We start from the raw sequence: 17,184 nt of genomic DNA on the forward strand, positions 1-17,184 counted from the left end.
GGTTAATATGATACAAAAAAAACCAGTAATAGGGATTACTCTAGATTTGGCTAATAATTCTGAAAAGTATGCCTATGCTCCTTTTCCTTGGTATGCAATTAGACAAAATTATGCAGATAGCGTGATAAAAGTTGGGGGAATCCCCTTAATGCTACCCTATCAATATGATACAATTGAAGTGATGCTGTCAATTATCGATGGGCTAATTATTCCCGGTGGCGATGAGGATATTCACCCTAAATTTTATGGTCAAGAATTCACTTGTGATAGAACAGCTACCAACGAGCAACGTGATAATTTTGAGTTACTACTTATCCAAAAAGCTCTAGAAAAGAATATGCCATTCCTTGGAATATGTCGTGGTATGCAGATGTTAAATGTAGTATGTGGTGGCAACCTTATCCAGCATATACCTGATTACATAAAGTCACAAGCAGGAGTAGCTACGGTTATTAACCACGAGCAACCTGTCCCCAAACATACATTATCGCATTCTATAACGATAGAACCAAACACTATTCTTGCAAACTTATCGGGAAATAAGCAAACTTGTATGGTTAACTCGAGCCATCATCAAGCAGTAGGAAAAATAGGCAAGGAGCTCCAAGTTGCAGCAACAGCACCGGACGGAATAATTGAAGCAATTGAGTCAATAAATCACAAATTTGTTATAGGAGTAGAATGGCATCCTGAATATTTAAACCCTAATGATTTAGATTTAAATTTATTTAAAGGATTAATCGAAGCTATAGCTAAACTGGAAAGGTTTTAGCCAAAGAACCGCCTATTAGCGAGGGAGACGATGAAATCGCCGACGTGGCGATCTCATGAAGTAATATCTGCCTTTGTTAGGTGACCTCTAGGTGATTTGAGTACTACTTCACAAGATTGCCACGTTGCCGCTTCTTGCAGCGGCTTCTCGCAATGACGGTTTAAGCCTTACAATAGCACTTCGCTAATAGACGATTTTTTAACTTTTTTCATCATTCAATATGTGATTTTAATTATTAAAATCACATATTGAATGGAGTATTATATTTTAACAATCAGGTGGGCAGCCGCTTCAAACCTGATTGTTTCTATATATAATACTGAATTCGATGTAACAAGTTACATCGAATTCAGGTTAACTAGAACCTAGCATAAACCGATTTAAAAATTCAAAATCTTCAGTTTCTAGACATAAAATTTCTGGTAAATGGACTCGAGCAGTAAAGTTATTATTTATATACCCTTTGCCTTTCAAGTGTTGGCATTGTGGCACGATGGAACTTCGCGTAGGAACAACGATTTGACTACACCTAGTCTGCTCACCACTTGTACACCTAGCCAACTCTTGAAATTCATCTTGTATACTCACTTTAAGCAGTAAAATTATTCTTGTATTACTACGTTCAGGGCTAATACGGTTTTTAAGCAAATCAACGATTTGACATAGTTCATAATGATTTTGTGGATAGAGTTTTATCTCTAGTCGTTCTTCATTCATTATATCGTCAATAGTTGTGAAGCTTTTAGCGATTAACCTTGTTCCTCCAGCATCCTTAAACAAATCACAGTTTGCCACAACTAGACATTGAATGTCAAGTAAGTGAACAAAATTTTTAAGTATTTCTTCACTATAAATAGTTAATTCGAAAATACCAAACTGATCAGATAGTTGTAAGGTTATAAACCTTCCACGAGATGACATACGTGAATCTTTTTTTTGTATTACCCCAGCTATCCTTATCTGCCTACTAGAAGTAGCACCACTATCATTTTGTAAGTCAAGTGATGTTGCAATATTAAGCCTAGCTAGCAAATCTTGATATCTTGATAATGGATGTAGCGTAATGAATAGTCCTAATACTTCAAATTCATAAGAAGAGACAGTATTATTATCAAGTGGTTCTGCTTCAATTAACACTTGTTGACTTGCAGAATTTACCTTAATCAGGCTAAATTGATCAGAAACTTTTTCTGCATGATAGGAAGAGGCGTAAGCTAAAAGTTTAGCAATACTTAACAGTAACTGATTACGATTAGAATGTAACGTATCAAAACACCCGGCTTTAATAAGATTCTCTAATAATTTTCGATTAATAGATTTAAGCGATAGCCTCTCAATAAAATCTATAATATTTTTAAACTTACCATTTTTAACTCTTTCTTCTGCTAATATTTTGCCAAAAGTAGCTGTGACACTTTTGATAGCACCTAGGGCATAGATGATAAATGTCTTTCCTTCTTCATGAGTAGTACTAAAATAACCAGTGGAAAGATTGATATTAGGAGGAATAATAGTAATATTGTTATTTCTAGCTTCTTGCATGAATAGATTGATTTTATCATGATTATTTAATTCAAGATTTAAACAAGCTACCAAAAATTCGGCTGGGAAATTTGCTTTCAGATAGGCGGTTTGATAAGATATTACACCATAAGCTGAGGCGTGTGCTTTATTAAAACCATAGCTAGCAAATTTAGCCACTGTTGTAAAAATAGACTCTGCTTGCTGGCGTGAAATATTGTTAGCTATTGCACCTTTAATAAAAGTTTCTTCTTGCTCTGCCATTTCAGATTTTATTTTTTTGCCCATGGCTTTACGAAGTAAATCTGCTCCACCTAAGCTATAGCCGGCAATTACTTTGGCAATTTCTAAGACCTGTTCCTGATATATAACAACTCCATAAGTCTCTTCTAAAATTGGTTTAAGCATCTCATGCAAGTAATCTGGTAGCTGCAAACCGTGCTTACAAGCAATATAAGTTGGTATATTATCCATAGGACCAGGGCGGTATAATGCTCCTAACGCTATTATATCTTGGATGGAGTCAGGTTTTAGACGTCTTAAAGCATCCTGCATTCCACTACTTTCAAACTGGAAAACACCGGTAGCTCTACCATTACACAGTAGTTCATAAGTTTTTTGATCATCAAATAGCATATTAGTAAAATCAATATTTATGTCTTGCTGTTTTAATAATTCTAGACATTTAGTAATAACAGTCAGAGTTTGCAGACCTAAAAAATCAAATTTAATTAAACCAGCAATCTCAGCATATTTCATGGAATATTGTACTACCAACATATCCGAATTTAGGTCTTTATAAACTGGTAATATTTCTACTAAATCTTTGCCAGCTATAACGATTCCCGCTGCATGTGTAGAAGCATGCCTGTTAAGTCCCTCAAGCACTAAGGATGTATCCAATACTTGTTTTATTAGCTCCTCTTGACCATCTAAATTATATAGACCACTGCCATGGGCGGCGTTGTTCAACTCCTTTACTTCCTTTATAGCCTGATTTAATGTAACGGGAGTAACAGCATTAAATGGCACAAGCTCAGTTAGATATTCGGCATATTTATAAGGCAAGCCAAGAACTCGTGATACATCTTTGATAACAGCTTTTGCCTGCATCTTACCAAAAGTGATGATTTGACCAACTTTATTATCCCCGTATTTAGAACGTACATAATTAATAACTTCTTCTCGCCGTTCTTGACAAAAATCAATATCAAAATCTGGCATTGATATACGTTCAGGGTTTAAAAAACGCTCAAATAGTAGACCAAATTTAATAGGATCGAGATCAGTGATAAGAAGACTCCAAGCAACTATTGAACCCGCCCCAGAGCCTCTACCAGGTCCTACCATAATACCCTGCTCTTTACTCCATTTTATGAAGTCAGAGACTATAAGAAAATAGCCAGCAAAATCCATCCGACAAATAATATCTAGTTCGTAATTAAGACGAGTTAAATATTGTTGTTTAATATCTTGCTGTTTATCTATGGCAATATTTTCCCATTTAAATTTTGTATCAAGTCTTGATAGTAATCCTGCTATGGAGTTTTGCTTAATTAGATCTATTTCATTAATATCTAGACTAGAGAAATTTGGTAACATTGGTGGATTAGCATGTGCCATAAAATGGCATCTTTGGGCTAAATGGACGGTATTTTGTACAGCATCAGGTAAATCACTAAAAAGTTCTAGCATTTCTTTTGGTGATTTAAAATAACAACCAGTACTAACCTTTTTACGATTCTCCTCTTCTTTACTAACACCAGCAGATATACATAATAATACATCATGTGCATCATGCATGTTAACATCGCTAAACAATACTTTGTTGGTAGCAATTAGTGGAATACCAAGGTCATCGGCTATTTTTATATAATTTGCTTCTATAGATTGTTCTATTGCTAAATTATGCCGCATAATCTCAAAATAGAAACGATCACCAAAAATGCTTTGTAGCTTAGTGGTCCAAAAAATGGCTAATTCTTCGTTTCCATCAATCAGGCTTTTACCAATTATCCCATCAGTATAAGCGGATAAGATAATAAGCCCTTCATGGTACTTAACTAAATCATCAAAAGTAATATGATTACAAATTTTGCGATCATTTTCAGTGAAACTAGCACTAACTGCTTTTAGTAAATTTTTGTAACCTACCTCATCTTTAGCAATCAGCACCATTTCACCAAAATTATCTTTAGTAAAAGCAACGTTTACAATTGCCCCATTTATAGGTTGTACTCCTGCCCTGCAGCTAGCTAGAGCAAACTCTAGTGAGCCAAATAAGTTACCCTTATCTGCTAAACAAATCGCTGGCATTTTGTGTAATTGTGCCAGCTCTACTATACGATCAATTGTTAAAGCACTCTCAAGAAATGAATATGAGCTTTGTACTCTTAAGTGAATAAAATCAAACTTCATATTGTGTACCAATAAGATAATATTTAAACCCAAGAGATTTTAGCATATCTCCGTCAAGAATGTGCCTGAAATCAATAATTATAGGAGATTTAACTTGATGGCGAATAAGCGACCAATCTAAATCTTTAAACTCCGACCATTCGGTTGCCACTACAATTATATCACTATTTTGACAAGCACTAAGTGCTGAATCGGCAAAAAATATATTTTTTAGCTCTTTTTTAGCATTATCCATACCTATTGGATCGAAGGCTATAATATTAGCTCCTTTATCAACTAGAATTTTGATGATTTTAATAGAAGGGCTGCTTCTAATATCATCTGTACCAGCCTTAAAAGTAAGACCCAATACGGTAATATTTTTATTAGTCAAATTATCATTTATGATATAATCAATCCTATCCGCCATATCATAGGCTCTTTGATCATTACTACTTATAACAGAATTAACTATTTGTAAGTTACATTGATAATGCCCCGCTATTTGTGAAAGTGCTAAGAGATCCTTAGGAAAACATGAGCCACCAAATCCAGGACCAGCATTTAAACATTCTTTACCTATTCTCTTGTCGAGTCCCATAGCAATCGATAGTTCTTTGATATTTGCCCCAGTTCTCTCACATAAATTTGCCATTTCATTAATAAAAGCAATCTTTGTTGCTAAGAAAGCGTTTGAGGCATATTTGGTAAGTTCTGCCGTAACCAAATCAGTACATATAAGAGATATATTCTTTGTAGTCAAAGGCATGTAGATCTTTTTTAATAAATCTTCTGCGTGTTTATTATTTGTGCCAATTAATATTCTATCAGGGTTTAAAAAGTCATCTACAGCAGTACCTTCTCTAAGAAATTCAGGATTTGAGGCAATAGGAAATTTAAGATTCCTTTTTTTTAAATAATCAATAATTTGGTTACATGTTGTTGGAGGTACAGTTGATTTAATAACAATCAAACAATCATCGTTGATCCATTCACATAAATTATCGATAGCAGTAAAAATATATTGTAAATCTGCCTCCCCTGAAGGTAGTGGTGGTGTTCCTACTGTAATAAATACCGCTTGGGCATTTCTTAATTCAGCCGAGTAGTTGGCTGTAAACTTCAACTTACTAGACTTTACTAATGGTGGTAGGTACTGAGCTAATTTTGGTTCATAAATTGGTAAAATATTTTTTTTAAGCTGATCGATTTTAGAAATATCGGTATCTAAGCAAGTAACGTCGTGTCCTAAGTAACTCATCATTACGCCAGATACTAATCCAACGTAACCAGTGCCTATAAAATGAAGTCTAATATTCATAAATAATTTTCAAATTTTTTTCAGTATATACTTAGTGCAACAAGTTTGTTGTGCTATATTGCTGCAAAGTATATATTAACTGATCAAGTACTAAATAACAAGATGATGCTCATTAAAAGATTTTTTATTAACCTAAGCATAATAGTTTGCACAATTGTAGTAATTTTAACTTTATTAATATTAAGTAGTAGTAAAGGATATTTAGATAAGCCAATTAAGAAGATAATAGAATTTTACCTTGATAAAAAAGCTATGAAAATACGGATAGGTAACTTACAAGTAAGAAATAATATTCTATCAATCGATAAAATCTTTATGGATTTAGCAAATAACGCCCAAGGTGAAATTACTAATTGCAAAATCAGTTTTATTATTGATGATATAACAACCAAGCCTTTAATTCTTAGTACTATTGACATAGATAGTTTTTCCTTAATCTCTAAAGATGATCAACTAGTAATAAATGCTAAAATATCTGCTAGTTCCATTGTGGATTTTTTTAAAAATAAGATTGAAACACAGTTAAACTTGGGGTCTATAAAAAATGTCTCTTTGCTTGATAGTTATGGCGAGAAATTACCTGATGGTGAAGGATTTTGTTCCTATAACAGTAAAATTTCTAGAGCTTCTAAGAAATCAATCAATTGTAAACTAGAGTTTGGTGATAAAGCATATCTATTATTCAATAGTGTATTGGATGGTAGCATAATTCAAGCAAGTGGTAATGCTCAGAATATTCCTATAATGATTTATCAAATTGCTGAGAAAATTATTCCTGATAATCAAGTAATTTTATTTCTACAGGAATATATGAAAGGTGGTTATATTAGAAATGGAGAATTTGATTTTAATTTTGATAAAAATTCTTTAGAAAAGAATATTTCCTTAGAAACTGCATTGAAGGCTAAGCTGCATGTTGTAGATCTTGAATATCAATATGATAAAGACTATCCCCCTTTACGAAAAATTGATACTGATGTTACTATATCTGGGCTATCTGTTAAGTTCATATTAAATCAAGCATATAGTAGTAATAGTCTTATTTCAGGTGGGGTAATAACTTTTGATTGGCAAGGGATGGATAAATCAAATTTTATTGTTAATGCTGATGCTAAGGGGAGTGTTAACGATTTAATTGATTTCATATCAAATGAGGATTATAACAAGATAAAAAAACAAGGGATCGATCTTAAAAAGATTACTGGAATCGCTAACTCAAAAATTGGCATAATAATACCAATTAGCCCAGTTATCAAAAATACTTATGACATTTCTACAATAATAACGGGAGTAAATGGCAAAGCATTTAGTGACAATGTCATATTAAAAAATGCCAAAATAACTGGAACATTTAATGGCGATAAGGTAAATTTGATCGGTATAGGTAAAATTAATGGCTATGACAGTAATTTACTTATCGATGTTAATGTTACTGATAATAACCAAGATGATTATCAGAATCTATTAAAAGTAAAAACTACCATTATGGGTAATAACCAAAAGGTTGGTATATTAAAGTTAATCTCAGGTAGTAGTGTCCTAGATTTTGAATATAAAGAGCAAAAAGATGGGAAAAGCTTAATTAAAGCCAATACTAACCTCAAAAACTTAGAATTTTATATTGATAAAATATCTATACATAAAAAACTTGGTAGTGAAGCTAAATTTACTTTAACTGGCAAGTTATATAATAACCTAAATGGTGATATTGATTTTAATCTTTCGGGAGAAAATAACTTAAAAATAGTTGCTAAGGTTAAAGTAGCAGAAGATAAGTATGATGTTACTTTACCTGTAATGAAGTATAATACGACTGATCTAGTAGGAAAATTGCTTTTAGGTAAAGATAGCTTGAATGCTCAGATTCATGGGAAACAACTAGATTTGTCTGAATCTAATATGATGCAATTCTTAGAGAAAGAAGGAGATCCAAAAAATATTCATTTAACAGTTGATGTAGATAGGGTAAGGTTAAAAAATAATATAATGCTTGATAAGCTTAATTTACAAATTGATTGTAATAAAATCAAATGTTTTTCTGGTTCTTTAAATTCAAAAATTGGTACTAAATCTTTTAAAATGCTACTTACAGATAAAAAAGATCTAGAACAATGGATAGTTACCTGTGATAATGCTGGAGCTTTATTTAGAGGTATTGGTATGTATAATAAAATGAAATCTGGTATTATAAATCTGACACTTGATACAAAAAGATATGATGCTAGAAAGGGAGAAGTGATACCAATCGTAGATGGAACATTTGATATAAAGCGCTTTGTTACCACCGATGTGCCTTTTCTTACTAGAATGGTATCGGTTGTTTCTTTCCCAGGTTTTATGAGTTTTATATTAAATAATAAGGATATCATGTTTAGGAACATGACAGGTAGATTTAGTTATATAGGTAATACCATAAATATTGCTGATACATCAGCTACCGGACCATTTTTTGATTTTACAATGCAAGGTACAATTGATACTAATAAACATCAAATGAAGCTTAAAGGTAATGTAATACCTTCTTTCTTTTTTGCAAGTAACGTTATCACTAAAGTACCAATAATTGGTAAAATATTTTCAAAGGTTGTGCCTTACTCTATGGAGATGAAGTATAAGGAGTAATAGTCCCTATGTCATCAACCCGAGCAGAGATGATACTGATAACTTGTTATATCAAACCTAGGTTACTTAAGTCAAACTTAAAGTAACTTTAATAGCTTTTTCAATATTAATAATCTCAGTTTTATTCAACTGTTCTATAAACTCTCCCAATCTAGATTTATCTATGGTTCTAATTTGATCAGTTAACGCTTTTGCAGTTTTGTTGTTAACTGTAACTCTTACTTCAAAAGGAAAAATATTATTAATATTTGAGGTAATGGGGATAATTATTACTCTACTAGATATTTTATTCTGAATATTATTAGATATAACTATTGCAGGTCTTGTTTTTTGAATTTCAGTTCCAATTGTTGGATCAAGATTTACCCAATAAATATTGCCTCGTATTATTTCTTTATTTTTTACTAATGTCATCTATTGCATCCCACTCTTTTAGCAAATTTTGACGTTCATTATCTTGCTCTGCATCTTTATATGCCAAAGTAAGTTCCAGTTCCTTTTTTTCTAATTCTTTAGCAATAGCATTGCTTACAAAGTTACTAATTTTTTTAGAAGGAATCATATATTTTAATTTATCATATAAGGTCTCGTTTAAACTAATACTCATCGTTCTCATAAAATTAACTTCATTATTGTATAATAGTTATTGTACAATACAATACAATACAATACAATATGAAAACTTGAGTATTTTCTAACTAGCGTTTATACTGTTGCTATTAGAGTTATAGGGGCTTCATCCTGAATTTGTTTTAGGATATAGATTACACCTATAGATAATTTATGACAGAAACTTATGACAAAAACAAAGCAGGAAATTTATAATAGTAGACCTACTTCTCCTCATTTGACGATATATAAAAAGCAGATAAGCTCCGTTTTGTCTATTTTGCATCGTATAACGGGGATAGGCTTATTTTTTGGACTATCAATATTGTCGTGGTGCTTTATTTTATTAGCTTTTAGTAAATTTGATCCTGAATATTTACAGTGCTTTAAATGTAATTTACTTAGAATTCCTCTAATATTCATAAGTTTTGCATGGTTTTATCATTTATGTAATGGGGTGCGTCACTTAATTTGGGATAGTGGGCATTGTTTCTCAATAAGGGCTATTAACTTCACAGGTTGGTTTGTGGTAGTAGCTTCGATATTGATGATGTTAGTTTTTTGGTTGTTATAGCTAACTAGAACAGGTTGTTAATATTAGATATCTTTCGAAACTCTACTTCTGCTGGTAATTTGTACGTCGTTCCGGTACTCAAATCCTCACGTACGCCTAAGTACGCTGCGGTTTTGCGTTCCGTGACTCCTTCAAATTCCTCAGCACAAGCGAGTTTCGAAAGATATCTATTGTTTATAAATTTCTAAGTGTCTATTAGTGATTCACCTTACGTATAGCATTTAAAAATTGCAGAAAAGTACAAGACGTCATTGCGAAACCACGTAGTGGTTGAAGCAATCCATAAAGTAATTAGAAATGGATTGCTTCGTCGTGCTTACGCACTCCTCGCAATGACGCTAGGTTGTTTTCCCTATGACTTTTAAATTGCCATGGGTGTTATACGTAAGGTGAAATAATAATTTAACTTAAGGCCTCTATATGAATAATAATTTAAGGACAGAGTTGGCAAAAGCTAAAGGGGTTGGTTCGGCAAAAAGTGGTTCGAGTCACTGGTTGCATCAAAGAATAACAGCTATTATTTTAGCAATTTGTTCTATTTGGCTAATATTTTTTATTAAATATGCTACTAGAGAGGGTTTTACTCATTTTGTTAGTACTTTACAAAGACCTTACAATATTGTCCCTTTAGGAATACTGCTTATTACCGCTTTCTATCATGCAATGCTTGGTATGCGTGTGGTAATTGAAGATTATATTAGTTGTATTAAGCTCCGCACAGGGTTAATTATATTACTTAAAATATTTTGCATTATAACGATTGCCTTCTTAGTGGTAGCATTATTTTATGTTATAGTAATCTGATGGATTAATAAAAGTAATCTTATGCAAACCACATTACCTGAACGTTCATTAGTTATTAAAAAAAGATTAGACATTATTGTCCAAGAAATCTTAGCTGCTGGCAAATCAAAAATAGCAATGATAGTTTTATTTGGCTCATATGCTAGAGGGGATTGGGTACAAGACGTGTACACAGAGAATCATATTACCTATGTTTATCAGAGCGATATAGATCTGTTACTGATCTTAAAAAAAGGAAAATATGCTGGATATAAAGCTATTAACTTAAAATATAACATATATAAAAGATTAGATAGAAAATTCCCCATAGATATTACCAAAGATCCATTAGTATCTATGAAAGAACCATCAGTGACACTGATACTTGAGCCTATTCACTTTGTAAATAACCAACTCGCGAAAGGTAAGTATTTTTTTCGTGATATTAGAAATGAAGGAATCTTGCTATATGATACTGGGGAATTTGTGTTATCGGAAGCTAAGGACTTGCCATGGTCGGAACGCAAACCAATAGCTCAAGAAGAATATGAATGTTGGTTTGGTAGAGGAAAAGGACTATTCATTGGAATAAAAGCTTTTTTTGAAGATGACAATTACTCTGAATCAGCCTTTTTACTTCATCAAGCTACCGAGAGTTTTTATAATGCTATTTTGTTAGTATTTGATGGTTATAAACCTAAATTGCATGATCTATTAGAACTAAACCAAATTGCACGGATTTTCTATCATGATCTTTGCAAAATATTTCCCTATGAAAGTGAAGAGCAAAAAGCATGTTTTGACTTACTCCGAGATGCTTATGTTAAAGCAAGATATGACAAACACTACAGGATTACTAAGGAGCAGTTGCTGTATTTAATTGGCAGGGTAGAACAATTGCAAAAAATTACTGAAAAAATTTGTTTGGAAAAGCTTAGTCAAGAATAAATATATGATATATTCTGTAACAAAAGGCATAGTACCCTACATTTTTCTATAATCGTCATAGCAAGGCTCTTTAGATGCCGTGGCGATCTAGGTAAACGCAAAGCTGTTTTTTTAGAGTAACGTTTCGCGTATTCTAGATTGCCACGTCGGCGATTTCATCGCCTCCTCGCAATGACGGTTTTTTGGCTGAAATCTTTCCGGTTTAGCTATATACTCGATGAAAATCAAGAAGAAATGAGGTTTTATAGTAAAAATACTTGCTTTTTAACGTTTTTTTTATTAGTCTGTGCAATCTTCATAGAGTCTAAAATAACCTGACCTTGCCCGCGTGATGGAATGGTAGACATAACGGACTTAAAATCCGTGGGGTGCAAACCCTTGCCAGTTCAAGTCTGGCCGCGGGTACCATTCATTTTTATCAAGATCATTCTTTTTATCGAGGAAAAAGTATATGTTTATTCAAACTGAAATTACTCCTAATCCTAATGCGATAAAATTTTTCCCTAACATACCTGTTAGCCCTAATGGACCGGTTCATTTTAGTAATCTTGATGAGGCAAAAGGTAAAAGCAGGTTAGTAGTTCAATTATTTAGTATAAATAACGTAAAATCTGTATTTTTTGGTAGTGATTTTATTACCGTTACTAAAGAAGAAGAAAGTGATTGGCTAGTTTTAAAACCTGAAATTTTGATGATTATTATGGATCATTTTACTGCTGGTTTTACTGCTTTTGATGGGGAAAATGGTCAATCTGCCATAAATAATTCTGACGAGATGTCTGAAATCGAACAACAGATTGTAGAAATTATTGAAACACGTGTACGTCCTTCGGTTGCCATGGATGGAGGTGATATAATATATCGAGGATTTGAAAATGGAGTGGTAAAATTAGAACTTCGTGGAGCTTGCCAAGGTTGTCCTAGTTCGGCTATTACTTTAAAAAATGGTATTGAATCAATGCTTAAACATTTTATCCCCGAGGTAGAATCTGTTGAAGCTGTAGACGAGTTATAGATATTATGTCAAAGTTAGCAGTAGTTACAGGGGGAACAAGGGGGATAGGCAAGGCTATTACTATAGCATTAAGGGATAGAGGCTTTACCATTGTAGCAAATTTTTATAGTGATTACCAAGCTGCTAAAGATTTTAATGAAAATTATTCTATTAAAACTAAGCAATGGAATACAGCAAATTATGCTGAATGTTTTAGGTCAATAAAGGAACTTGAAAATGAATTTGGTCGTCCAGTAAGTGTCCTAGTGAATAATGCTGGTATTACTAGGGATGCGATGATGCATAAAATGACTGAAGAAGAGTGGCAAGAAGTGATTAACGTTAATCTTAGCTCATGCTTTAATATGTGCCGTGCAGTAATTAACCAAATGCGAAATCAAAATTACGGACGAATTATTAATATTAGTTCAATTAATGCTCAGGCAGGACAAATAGGGCAAACTAATTATTCTGCTGCTAAAGCTGGAATTATAGGATTTACTAAGGCGTTAGCTAGGGAATCAGCTTCTAAAAATATAACGGTAAATTGTATAGCTCCTGGATATATTAAAACATCAATGGTTGAAAAGATGCCAGCTAATGTACTAGAGCAAATAATAGCAGCTGTGCCAATGAAAAGGTTGGGTAGACCAGAAGAAATTGCTAGAGCCGTAGAGTATCTAGCAGATGAGCAAGCTGGTTTTATTACTGGGGAAACGTTGTCAATTAATGGTGGGTATAATATGTCATGAGGTATATTTCTACCAATCCTTCATTGCGGACAATGCCCAAGTGAGTTTGCCAAAAATATCTAATGTTTATGGTCATGATGATGGACATAAAAACCAATTGATGACAAGGTGTTTAGGAAGTCTTGGTTCTGTGCTAAATCGTTAGGCTTACCACTACAACATATATGTCCATTCAAACATATAACTTGGTCAGAGTTTTTCATCACAGTAAATAAGTCATGTGATATCATAAAAATTGTAATATTTAGACGTTTTTTTATTTGATTAATAATCCGATAAAATTCTTGCTGACTAGTAACATCTAATGATTGAGTTGGTTCATCTAAAATAATTAGATCAGGATTGTTGAGTAAGGTAGCAGTTAGAATTAGCTTCTGAAATTGACCACCAGAAAGTTCTGAAATATCATGATGTTTATAATTATCAAAATCAATAAAATTATTCCATTCTTGCCAATCATTGCGAGTAGCATTTGAGGCTAATAAATATAAAAAATTTTCAGCTGTAATTGGTAAGTCTGAAGCAAAATCTAGTCTCTGCGGTACATAGCCAATTTTTAGATGGGGGTGAATTGTTATATTACCAGATGAGGCACTGTCTAATCCCAAGATTAATCTAGCTATTGTTGTTTTTCCAGCACCATTTGGACCAATTAAAGTCGTAACCTCACCTTTTTTAACGGTAAAATTAATATTATTAAGGGGTAACTTTTTGCCAAATTGTTTAGATACATTACTGAATTTTATTAATGTAATATCTTCTGATATAGACACAACCACCTGATCAAAATTATTATTGTGTGCCAATTATGATAAATAGCTAACCTCAGTTTGATGTAAGCCATAGTACTCTACATTTCTCTATAATCGTCATCGCGAAGCATCTTTGGATGCCGTGGCGATCCAAATAAACAGCGAAGCTGTTTCTTCTAATACGCTTTGCATATCCTGGATTACCGCGTCGCCGCTTTTTCGCGACCCCTCGCAATGACGCTCGTAAGGACTCTTAACAGTAGTGACGTACACCTAGCAGCTCGACTTTGCTGCTGCCTAGCTCTTCTTGAAGTTATACTATCGTCTACCCAACTCTTGAAATCATAGCAATATACATCGAACTCAGGTTAACTAGCAGTCTCACCGTTAACATCATTATTACTATCTTGGTCGTCATTATCACTTTCCGATTCTTCACTTTTTTCAGATTTATCATCCTCTTCTTGTGCAGAACCAAGAGCATACACACACAATTCTTCCAGCAGAACATTATTCTTATTAGCCAGTTCTTGCAGTTTAGTTATCGCATCCATGACCTCAGCTGGTATTTTCCCACCACGTTGCTTTGATAACCAGTCATCCTGAAAATGCAAGGGATGATGCCCCGGTTCAGGTTGCCCTACATATATAGTAAACGGTGCCATTTGTCCACCAAAATCACAATTAACACTAAACTTTTTCATAACATAACATTAAATTATTAGAATAATATTAGGGATTTCAAGATTTAATCCTAAAAAACCATAGTACCCTACATTTTTCTATAACCGTCATAGCAAGGCTCTTTAGATGCCGTGGCGATCCAAAGTAAACAGCGGAGCTGTTTTTTTAGAGTAACGCTTCGCGTATCCTAGATTGCCACGTCGCCGCTTTTTCGCGACTCCTCGCTAATAGACGATCAGCAACCATTTTAATAGTGGTTATATAAAAAATGTAGGGTACTATGCTAAAAAACTTATCCCTAACAAAATTGTATATGATACAACAAAAAAATAAAAGTAAAAAATTTTGGCAACAAAAATTAACTACTCATTGACGTTTTTTCAAGTAATAGATGTTTAAATTTCTCGGAAAGTTCATAATTAGTAGCAACAAACGTTTTGTCATTATTTATTATTGCTCCACCTGATTCTCGGACAATTAAATCAAAACTAGCTTTTAAAGTGTAATTTAATGATGAAAAATAAACAGCATCAATCTTACCAGCTGCAAGTAATAGAATTCCATAACAATGAGAACCAAAAACCCTAGCATTTTTCAAAAAAACTGGGTTTATGTTAAAATCGTCAGTAGAAATTAGAAAATTATCAAAACTAGAACAAGCAGAAACCCTTAATCTACCACTATTATTAGTGGTATTATTTCCTACCCATACCCCTTTTCCCTTCTCAACATAATAAATCTCATCAAGAGCTGGAAAGTTTATCACAGTACAAACCGTGGTTAAAATTTTATTAATCTTTTTTAAACACGTTATAGATACAGCAAAAAATGGTATACTTTTTTCTAAATTACTCAAACTATCAAGCGGATTTATTAATAAAACCATCTCAGAAGCGTTATCTAATTCAAACTTATCCTCTGGAAAAAATAAAGAACTTGTATATTTTTGCAACTCATTACGTAATAAATCTTGTGTTTTAATATAAGATTTATTGCAGAAATCATAGTTTCCCTTATTAGATCTTTGAAGCATTTCCAGCTCTAAAAAATCTCTCTTCAAAAACTTAACAGCTTTACATGATGCAGTAATAAGTAAGTTAGTTATAGGCTGCATAAGCTATATATGACTTCAAAAGTTGATGATAGACGATAGTATAACTTCAAGAGGCAATAGCAAAGTCGAGCTAGCTGTGCGTACATGAGTAACTAGGCAGCTTTAATCTTCAGAGACAATGACCTTAACTCTTAAAGTTCTACCTGAGTATATATTACTTTGCTCTCTCAACAAAGCTTATATCTTCAATTTTTATAACTATTTTCTCCCCAGTAACTAAATAAGGCGGTACCATTACCTTTACTCCATTGGTTAAAATCGCTGGTTTATAAGAAGATGTTACCGTAGAGCCTTTAATTACAGGATCAGTTTGCATAATTTCAGCAATAACGGTTTGCGGTAATTCAGCATTTAAAGCTTTTTCTTCATAAAACTGTACCTTGAGTACCATATTATCCTCAAGAAATGGCAATCTTTCGCTAAGAATTGCCTTATTAATTAAAATTTGCTCAAATGTCTCATTATCCATTAACACGAGGTCATCACCTTCAAAATATAGGAATTGTAAATCCTTATTCTCAAGCTGTGCTTTTTCAACATAATCGGATGAATTAAAACGCTCATTAAGTTTTGTACCAGTTTTTAAATTTTTCATCTCTACTTGCACATAAGCCCCACCTTTACCAGGTTTGGTATGTTCAGGTGTTTTGCTCACAACCCATAAATCATTATTATACACTATAATGTTACCAGCCCTAATAGCATTTGCTGAAATTTTCATATTATTATCACTTATCTAAAATAATTCTTTTGTATATTTGTTCAAGCTGGTTATTAACACCTTTCTAGGTCTATTTTATCATTTTTATCGATAAAGGTCAAAGTATAATCATATCCTTATAGCTTTCTTCTAATTCTAAAAGTTTTTTCTTGAGTTCAAGTCCTCCAGCGTAACCAGTTAGTCTACCATCAGTACCTATAACCCTATGACATGGTACTATAATTGACAAAGTGTTGCGTGCCACAGTGTTTGCTACTACACGTACAGATTTAGGAGCAAATATTAAATTTGCAATATCCTTGTAACTCATCACTCTAGCATATGGGATGGCAGAGATGGTAGACCATACTTTCTCCTGAAAATTAGTCCCCGTGAAACGGTAAGGTACGGTAAATTCTTTTCTAGTACCATTTATGTATTCTGTTAGCTCTTGGTAAGTTTGATCGAATATACTGCAATTTTGCTGTTCATGATAACTACTATCTAAAATTGGCATATGTTTTTGCCCTACAAAATATAAACCTGTTAAAAAGTCCCCATCTGATACCAATAATATATTCAAATCATTTGAGTATATTAGAGCAATTGGTAAGTCTATATATCTATATATTTTTGTCATT

The 17,184-nt window shown here is 32.9% G+C and carries 16 protein-coding genes and 1 tRNA gene; 8 read left to right on the plus strand and 9 right to left on the minus strand.

Annotation, left to right across the window (positions count from 1 at the left end; translation table 11 throughout):
* Nucleotides 1-10: 10 nt before the first annotated feature.
* Entirely contained in the window at nucleotides 11-772 is a 762-nt protein-coding gene (locus AAGD36_RS06540; protein WP_341756029.1) for a gamma-glutamyl-gamma-aminobutyrate hydrolase family protein, read from the plus strand.
* A 354-nt stretch (nucleotides 773-1,126) separates the two neighbouring features.
* Here AAGD36_RS06540 and dnaE read toward each other — a convergent pair whose 3' ends face one another.
* Nucleotides 1,127-4,711 (minus strand): DNA polymerase III subunit alpha, encoded by a 3,585-nt coding sequence (gene dnaE, locus AAGD36_RS06545; protein WP_410521235.1) that lies wholly within the window; start codon nucleotides 4,709-4,711, stop codon nucleotides 1,127-1,129.
* Nucleotides 4,701-6,005, minus strand: a complete 1,305-nt coding sequence (locus AAGD36_RS06550) for a UDP-glucose dehydrogenase family protein (RefSeq protein WP_410521260.1) — start codon at nucleotides 6,003-6,005, stop codon at nucleotides 4,701-4,703. The genes dnaE and AAGD36_RS06550 overlap by 11 nt, the downstream gene beginning before the upstream one ends.
* 108 nt (nucleotides 6,006-6,113) lie before the next feature.
* On the opposite strand from AAGD36_RS06550, the gene AAGD36_RS06555 reads away from it, so the two are divergent.
* Complete coding sequence (locus AAGD36_RS06555) at nucleotides 6,114-8,633, plus strand: DUF3971 domain-containing protein (protein ID WP_341755376.1); 2,520 nt, start codon at nucleotides 6,114-6,116, stop codon at nucleotides 8,631-8,633.
* A 66-nt stretch (nucleotides 8,634-8,699) separates the two neighbouring features.
* On the opposite strand, the gene AAGD36_RS06560 is transcribed toward AAGD36_RS06555, so the two are convergent.
* Nucleotides 8,700-9,047, minus strand: coding sequence for a type II toxin-antitoxin system PemK/MazF family toxin (locus AAGD36_RS06560; protein WP_341748052.1), 348 nt, complete (start codon nucleotides 9,045-9,047; stop codon nucleotides 8,700-8,702).
* Nucleotides 9,028-9,240: a hypothetical protein gene (locus AAGD36_RS06565; protein WP_341748051.1), complete on the minus strand. Its 213-nt coding sequence runs from the start codon at nucleotides 9,238-9,240 to the stop codon at nucleotides 9,028-9,030. Before AAGD36_RS06565 ends, AAGD36_RS06560 begins: the two co-directional genes overlap by 20 nt.
* Before the next feature lie 189 nt (nucleotides 9,241-9,429).
* On the opposite strand from AAGD36_RS06565, the gene sdhC reads away from it, so the two are divergent.
* The 6 genes from sdhC to AAGD36_RS06600 all read left to right on the plus strand — a co-directional run bounded on the left by sdhC (nucleotide 9,430) and on the right by AAGD36_RS06600 (nucleotide 13,293).
* The gene (sdhC, locus tag AAGD36_RS06570; protein WP_341748050.1) at nucleotides 9,430-9,816 is read left to right on the plus strand and encodes a succinate dehydrogenase, cytochrome b556 subunit; all 387 of its coding nucleotides are present in this window, start codon (nucleotides 9,430-9,432) and stop codon (nucleotides 9,814-9,816) included.
* A 420-nt stretch (nucleotides 9,817-10,236) separates the two neighbouring features.
* Complete coding sequence (sdhD, locus tag AAGD36_RS06580; protein ID WP_341755377.1) at nucleotides 10,237-10,620, plus strand: succinate dehydrogenase, hydrophobic membrane anchor protein; 384 nt, start codon at nucleotides 10,237-10,239, stop codon at nucleotides 10,618-10,620.
* A 21-nt stretch (nucleotides 10,621-10,641) separates the two neighbouring features.
* Nucleotides 10,642-11,547 (plus strand): HEPN domain-containing protein, encoded by a 906-nt coding sequence (locus AAGD36_RS06585; RefSeq protein WP_341755378.1) that lies wholly within the window; start codon nucleotides 10,642-10,644, stop codon nucleotides 11,545-11,547.
* Nucleotides 11,548-11,869: 322 nt separating this feature from the next.
* Nucleotides 11,870-11,955 (plus strand) — tRNA-Leu (locus AAGD36_RS06590).
* 43 nt (nucleotides 11,956-11,998) lie between these two features.
* Entirely contained in the window at nucleotides 11,999-12,562 is a 564-nt protein-coding gene (locus AAGD36_RS06595) for a NifU family protein (protein WP_341751468.1), read from the plus strand.
* Nucleotides 12,563-12,567: 5 nt separating this feature from the next.
* Nucleotides 12,568-13,293, plus strand: a complete 726-nt coding sequence (locus tag AAGD36_RS06600) for an SDR family oxidoreductase (protein ID WP_341755379.1) — start codon at nucleotides 12,568-12,570, stop codon at nucleotides 13,291-13,293.
* A gap of 59 nt (nucleotides 13,294-13,352) precedes the next feature.
* On the opposite strand, the gene AAGD36_RS06605 is transcribed toward AAGD36_RS06600, so the two are convergent.
* From AAGD36_RS06605 to AAGD36_RS06625, 5 genes are all read right to left on the minus strand, one after another.
* A complete protein-coding gene (locus tag AAGD36_RS06605; protein WP_341756031.1) occupies nucleotides 13,353-14,048 on the minus strand; it encodes a metal ABC transporter ATP-binding protein in 696 nt (231 codons plus the stop codon).
* Nucleotides 14,049-14,413: 365 nt separating this feature from the next.
* The gene (locus tag AAGD36_RS06610) at nucleotides 14,414-14,749 is read right to left on the minus strand and encodes a DUF2610 domain-containing protein (protein WP_341751470.1); all 336 of its coding nucleotides are present in this window, start codon (nucleotides 14,747-14,749) and stop codon (nucleotides 14,414-14,416) included.
* A gap of 338 nt (nucleotides 14,750-15,087) precedes the next feature.
* Entirely contained in the window at nucleotides 15,088-15,843 is a 756-nt protein-coding gene (locus AAGD36_RS06615) for an inositol monophosphatase family protein (RefSeq protein WP_341755380.1), read from the minus strand.
* Nucleotides 15,844-15,997: 154 nt separating this feature from the next.
* Nucleotides 15,998-16,564, minus strand: a complete 567-nt coding sequence (gene efp / locus AAGD36_RS06620; RefSeq protein WP_341751472.1) for an elongation factor P — start codon at nucleotides 16,562-16,564, stop codon at nucleotides 15,998-16,000.
* Between the two features lie 97 nt (nucleotides 16,565-16,661).
* Nucleotides 16,662-17,183, minus strand: coding sequence for a methylated-DNA--[protein]-cysteine S-methyltransferase (locus AAGD36_RS06625; RefSeq protein WP_341755381.1), 522 nt, complete (start codon nucleotides 17,181-17,183; stop codon nucleotides 16,662-16,664).
* Between the last annotated feature and the right edge of the window lies 1 nt (nucleotide 17,184).

This window comes from Candidatus Tisiphia endosymbiont of Ptychoptera albimana, assembly GCF_964026605.1.
Lineage (GTDB): Bacteria > Pseudomonadota > Alphaproteobacteria > Rickettsiales > Rickettsiaceae > Tisiphia.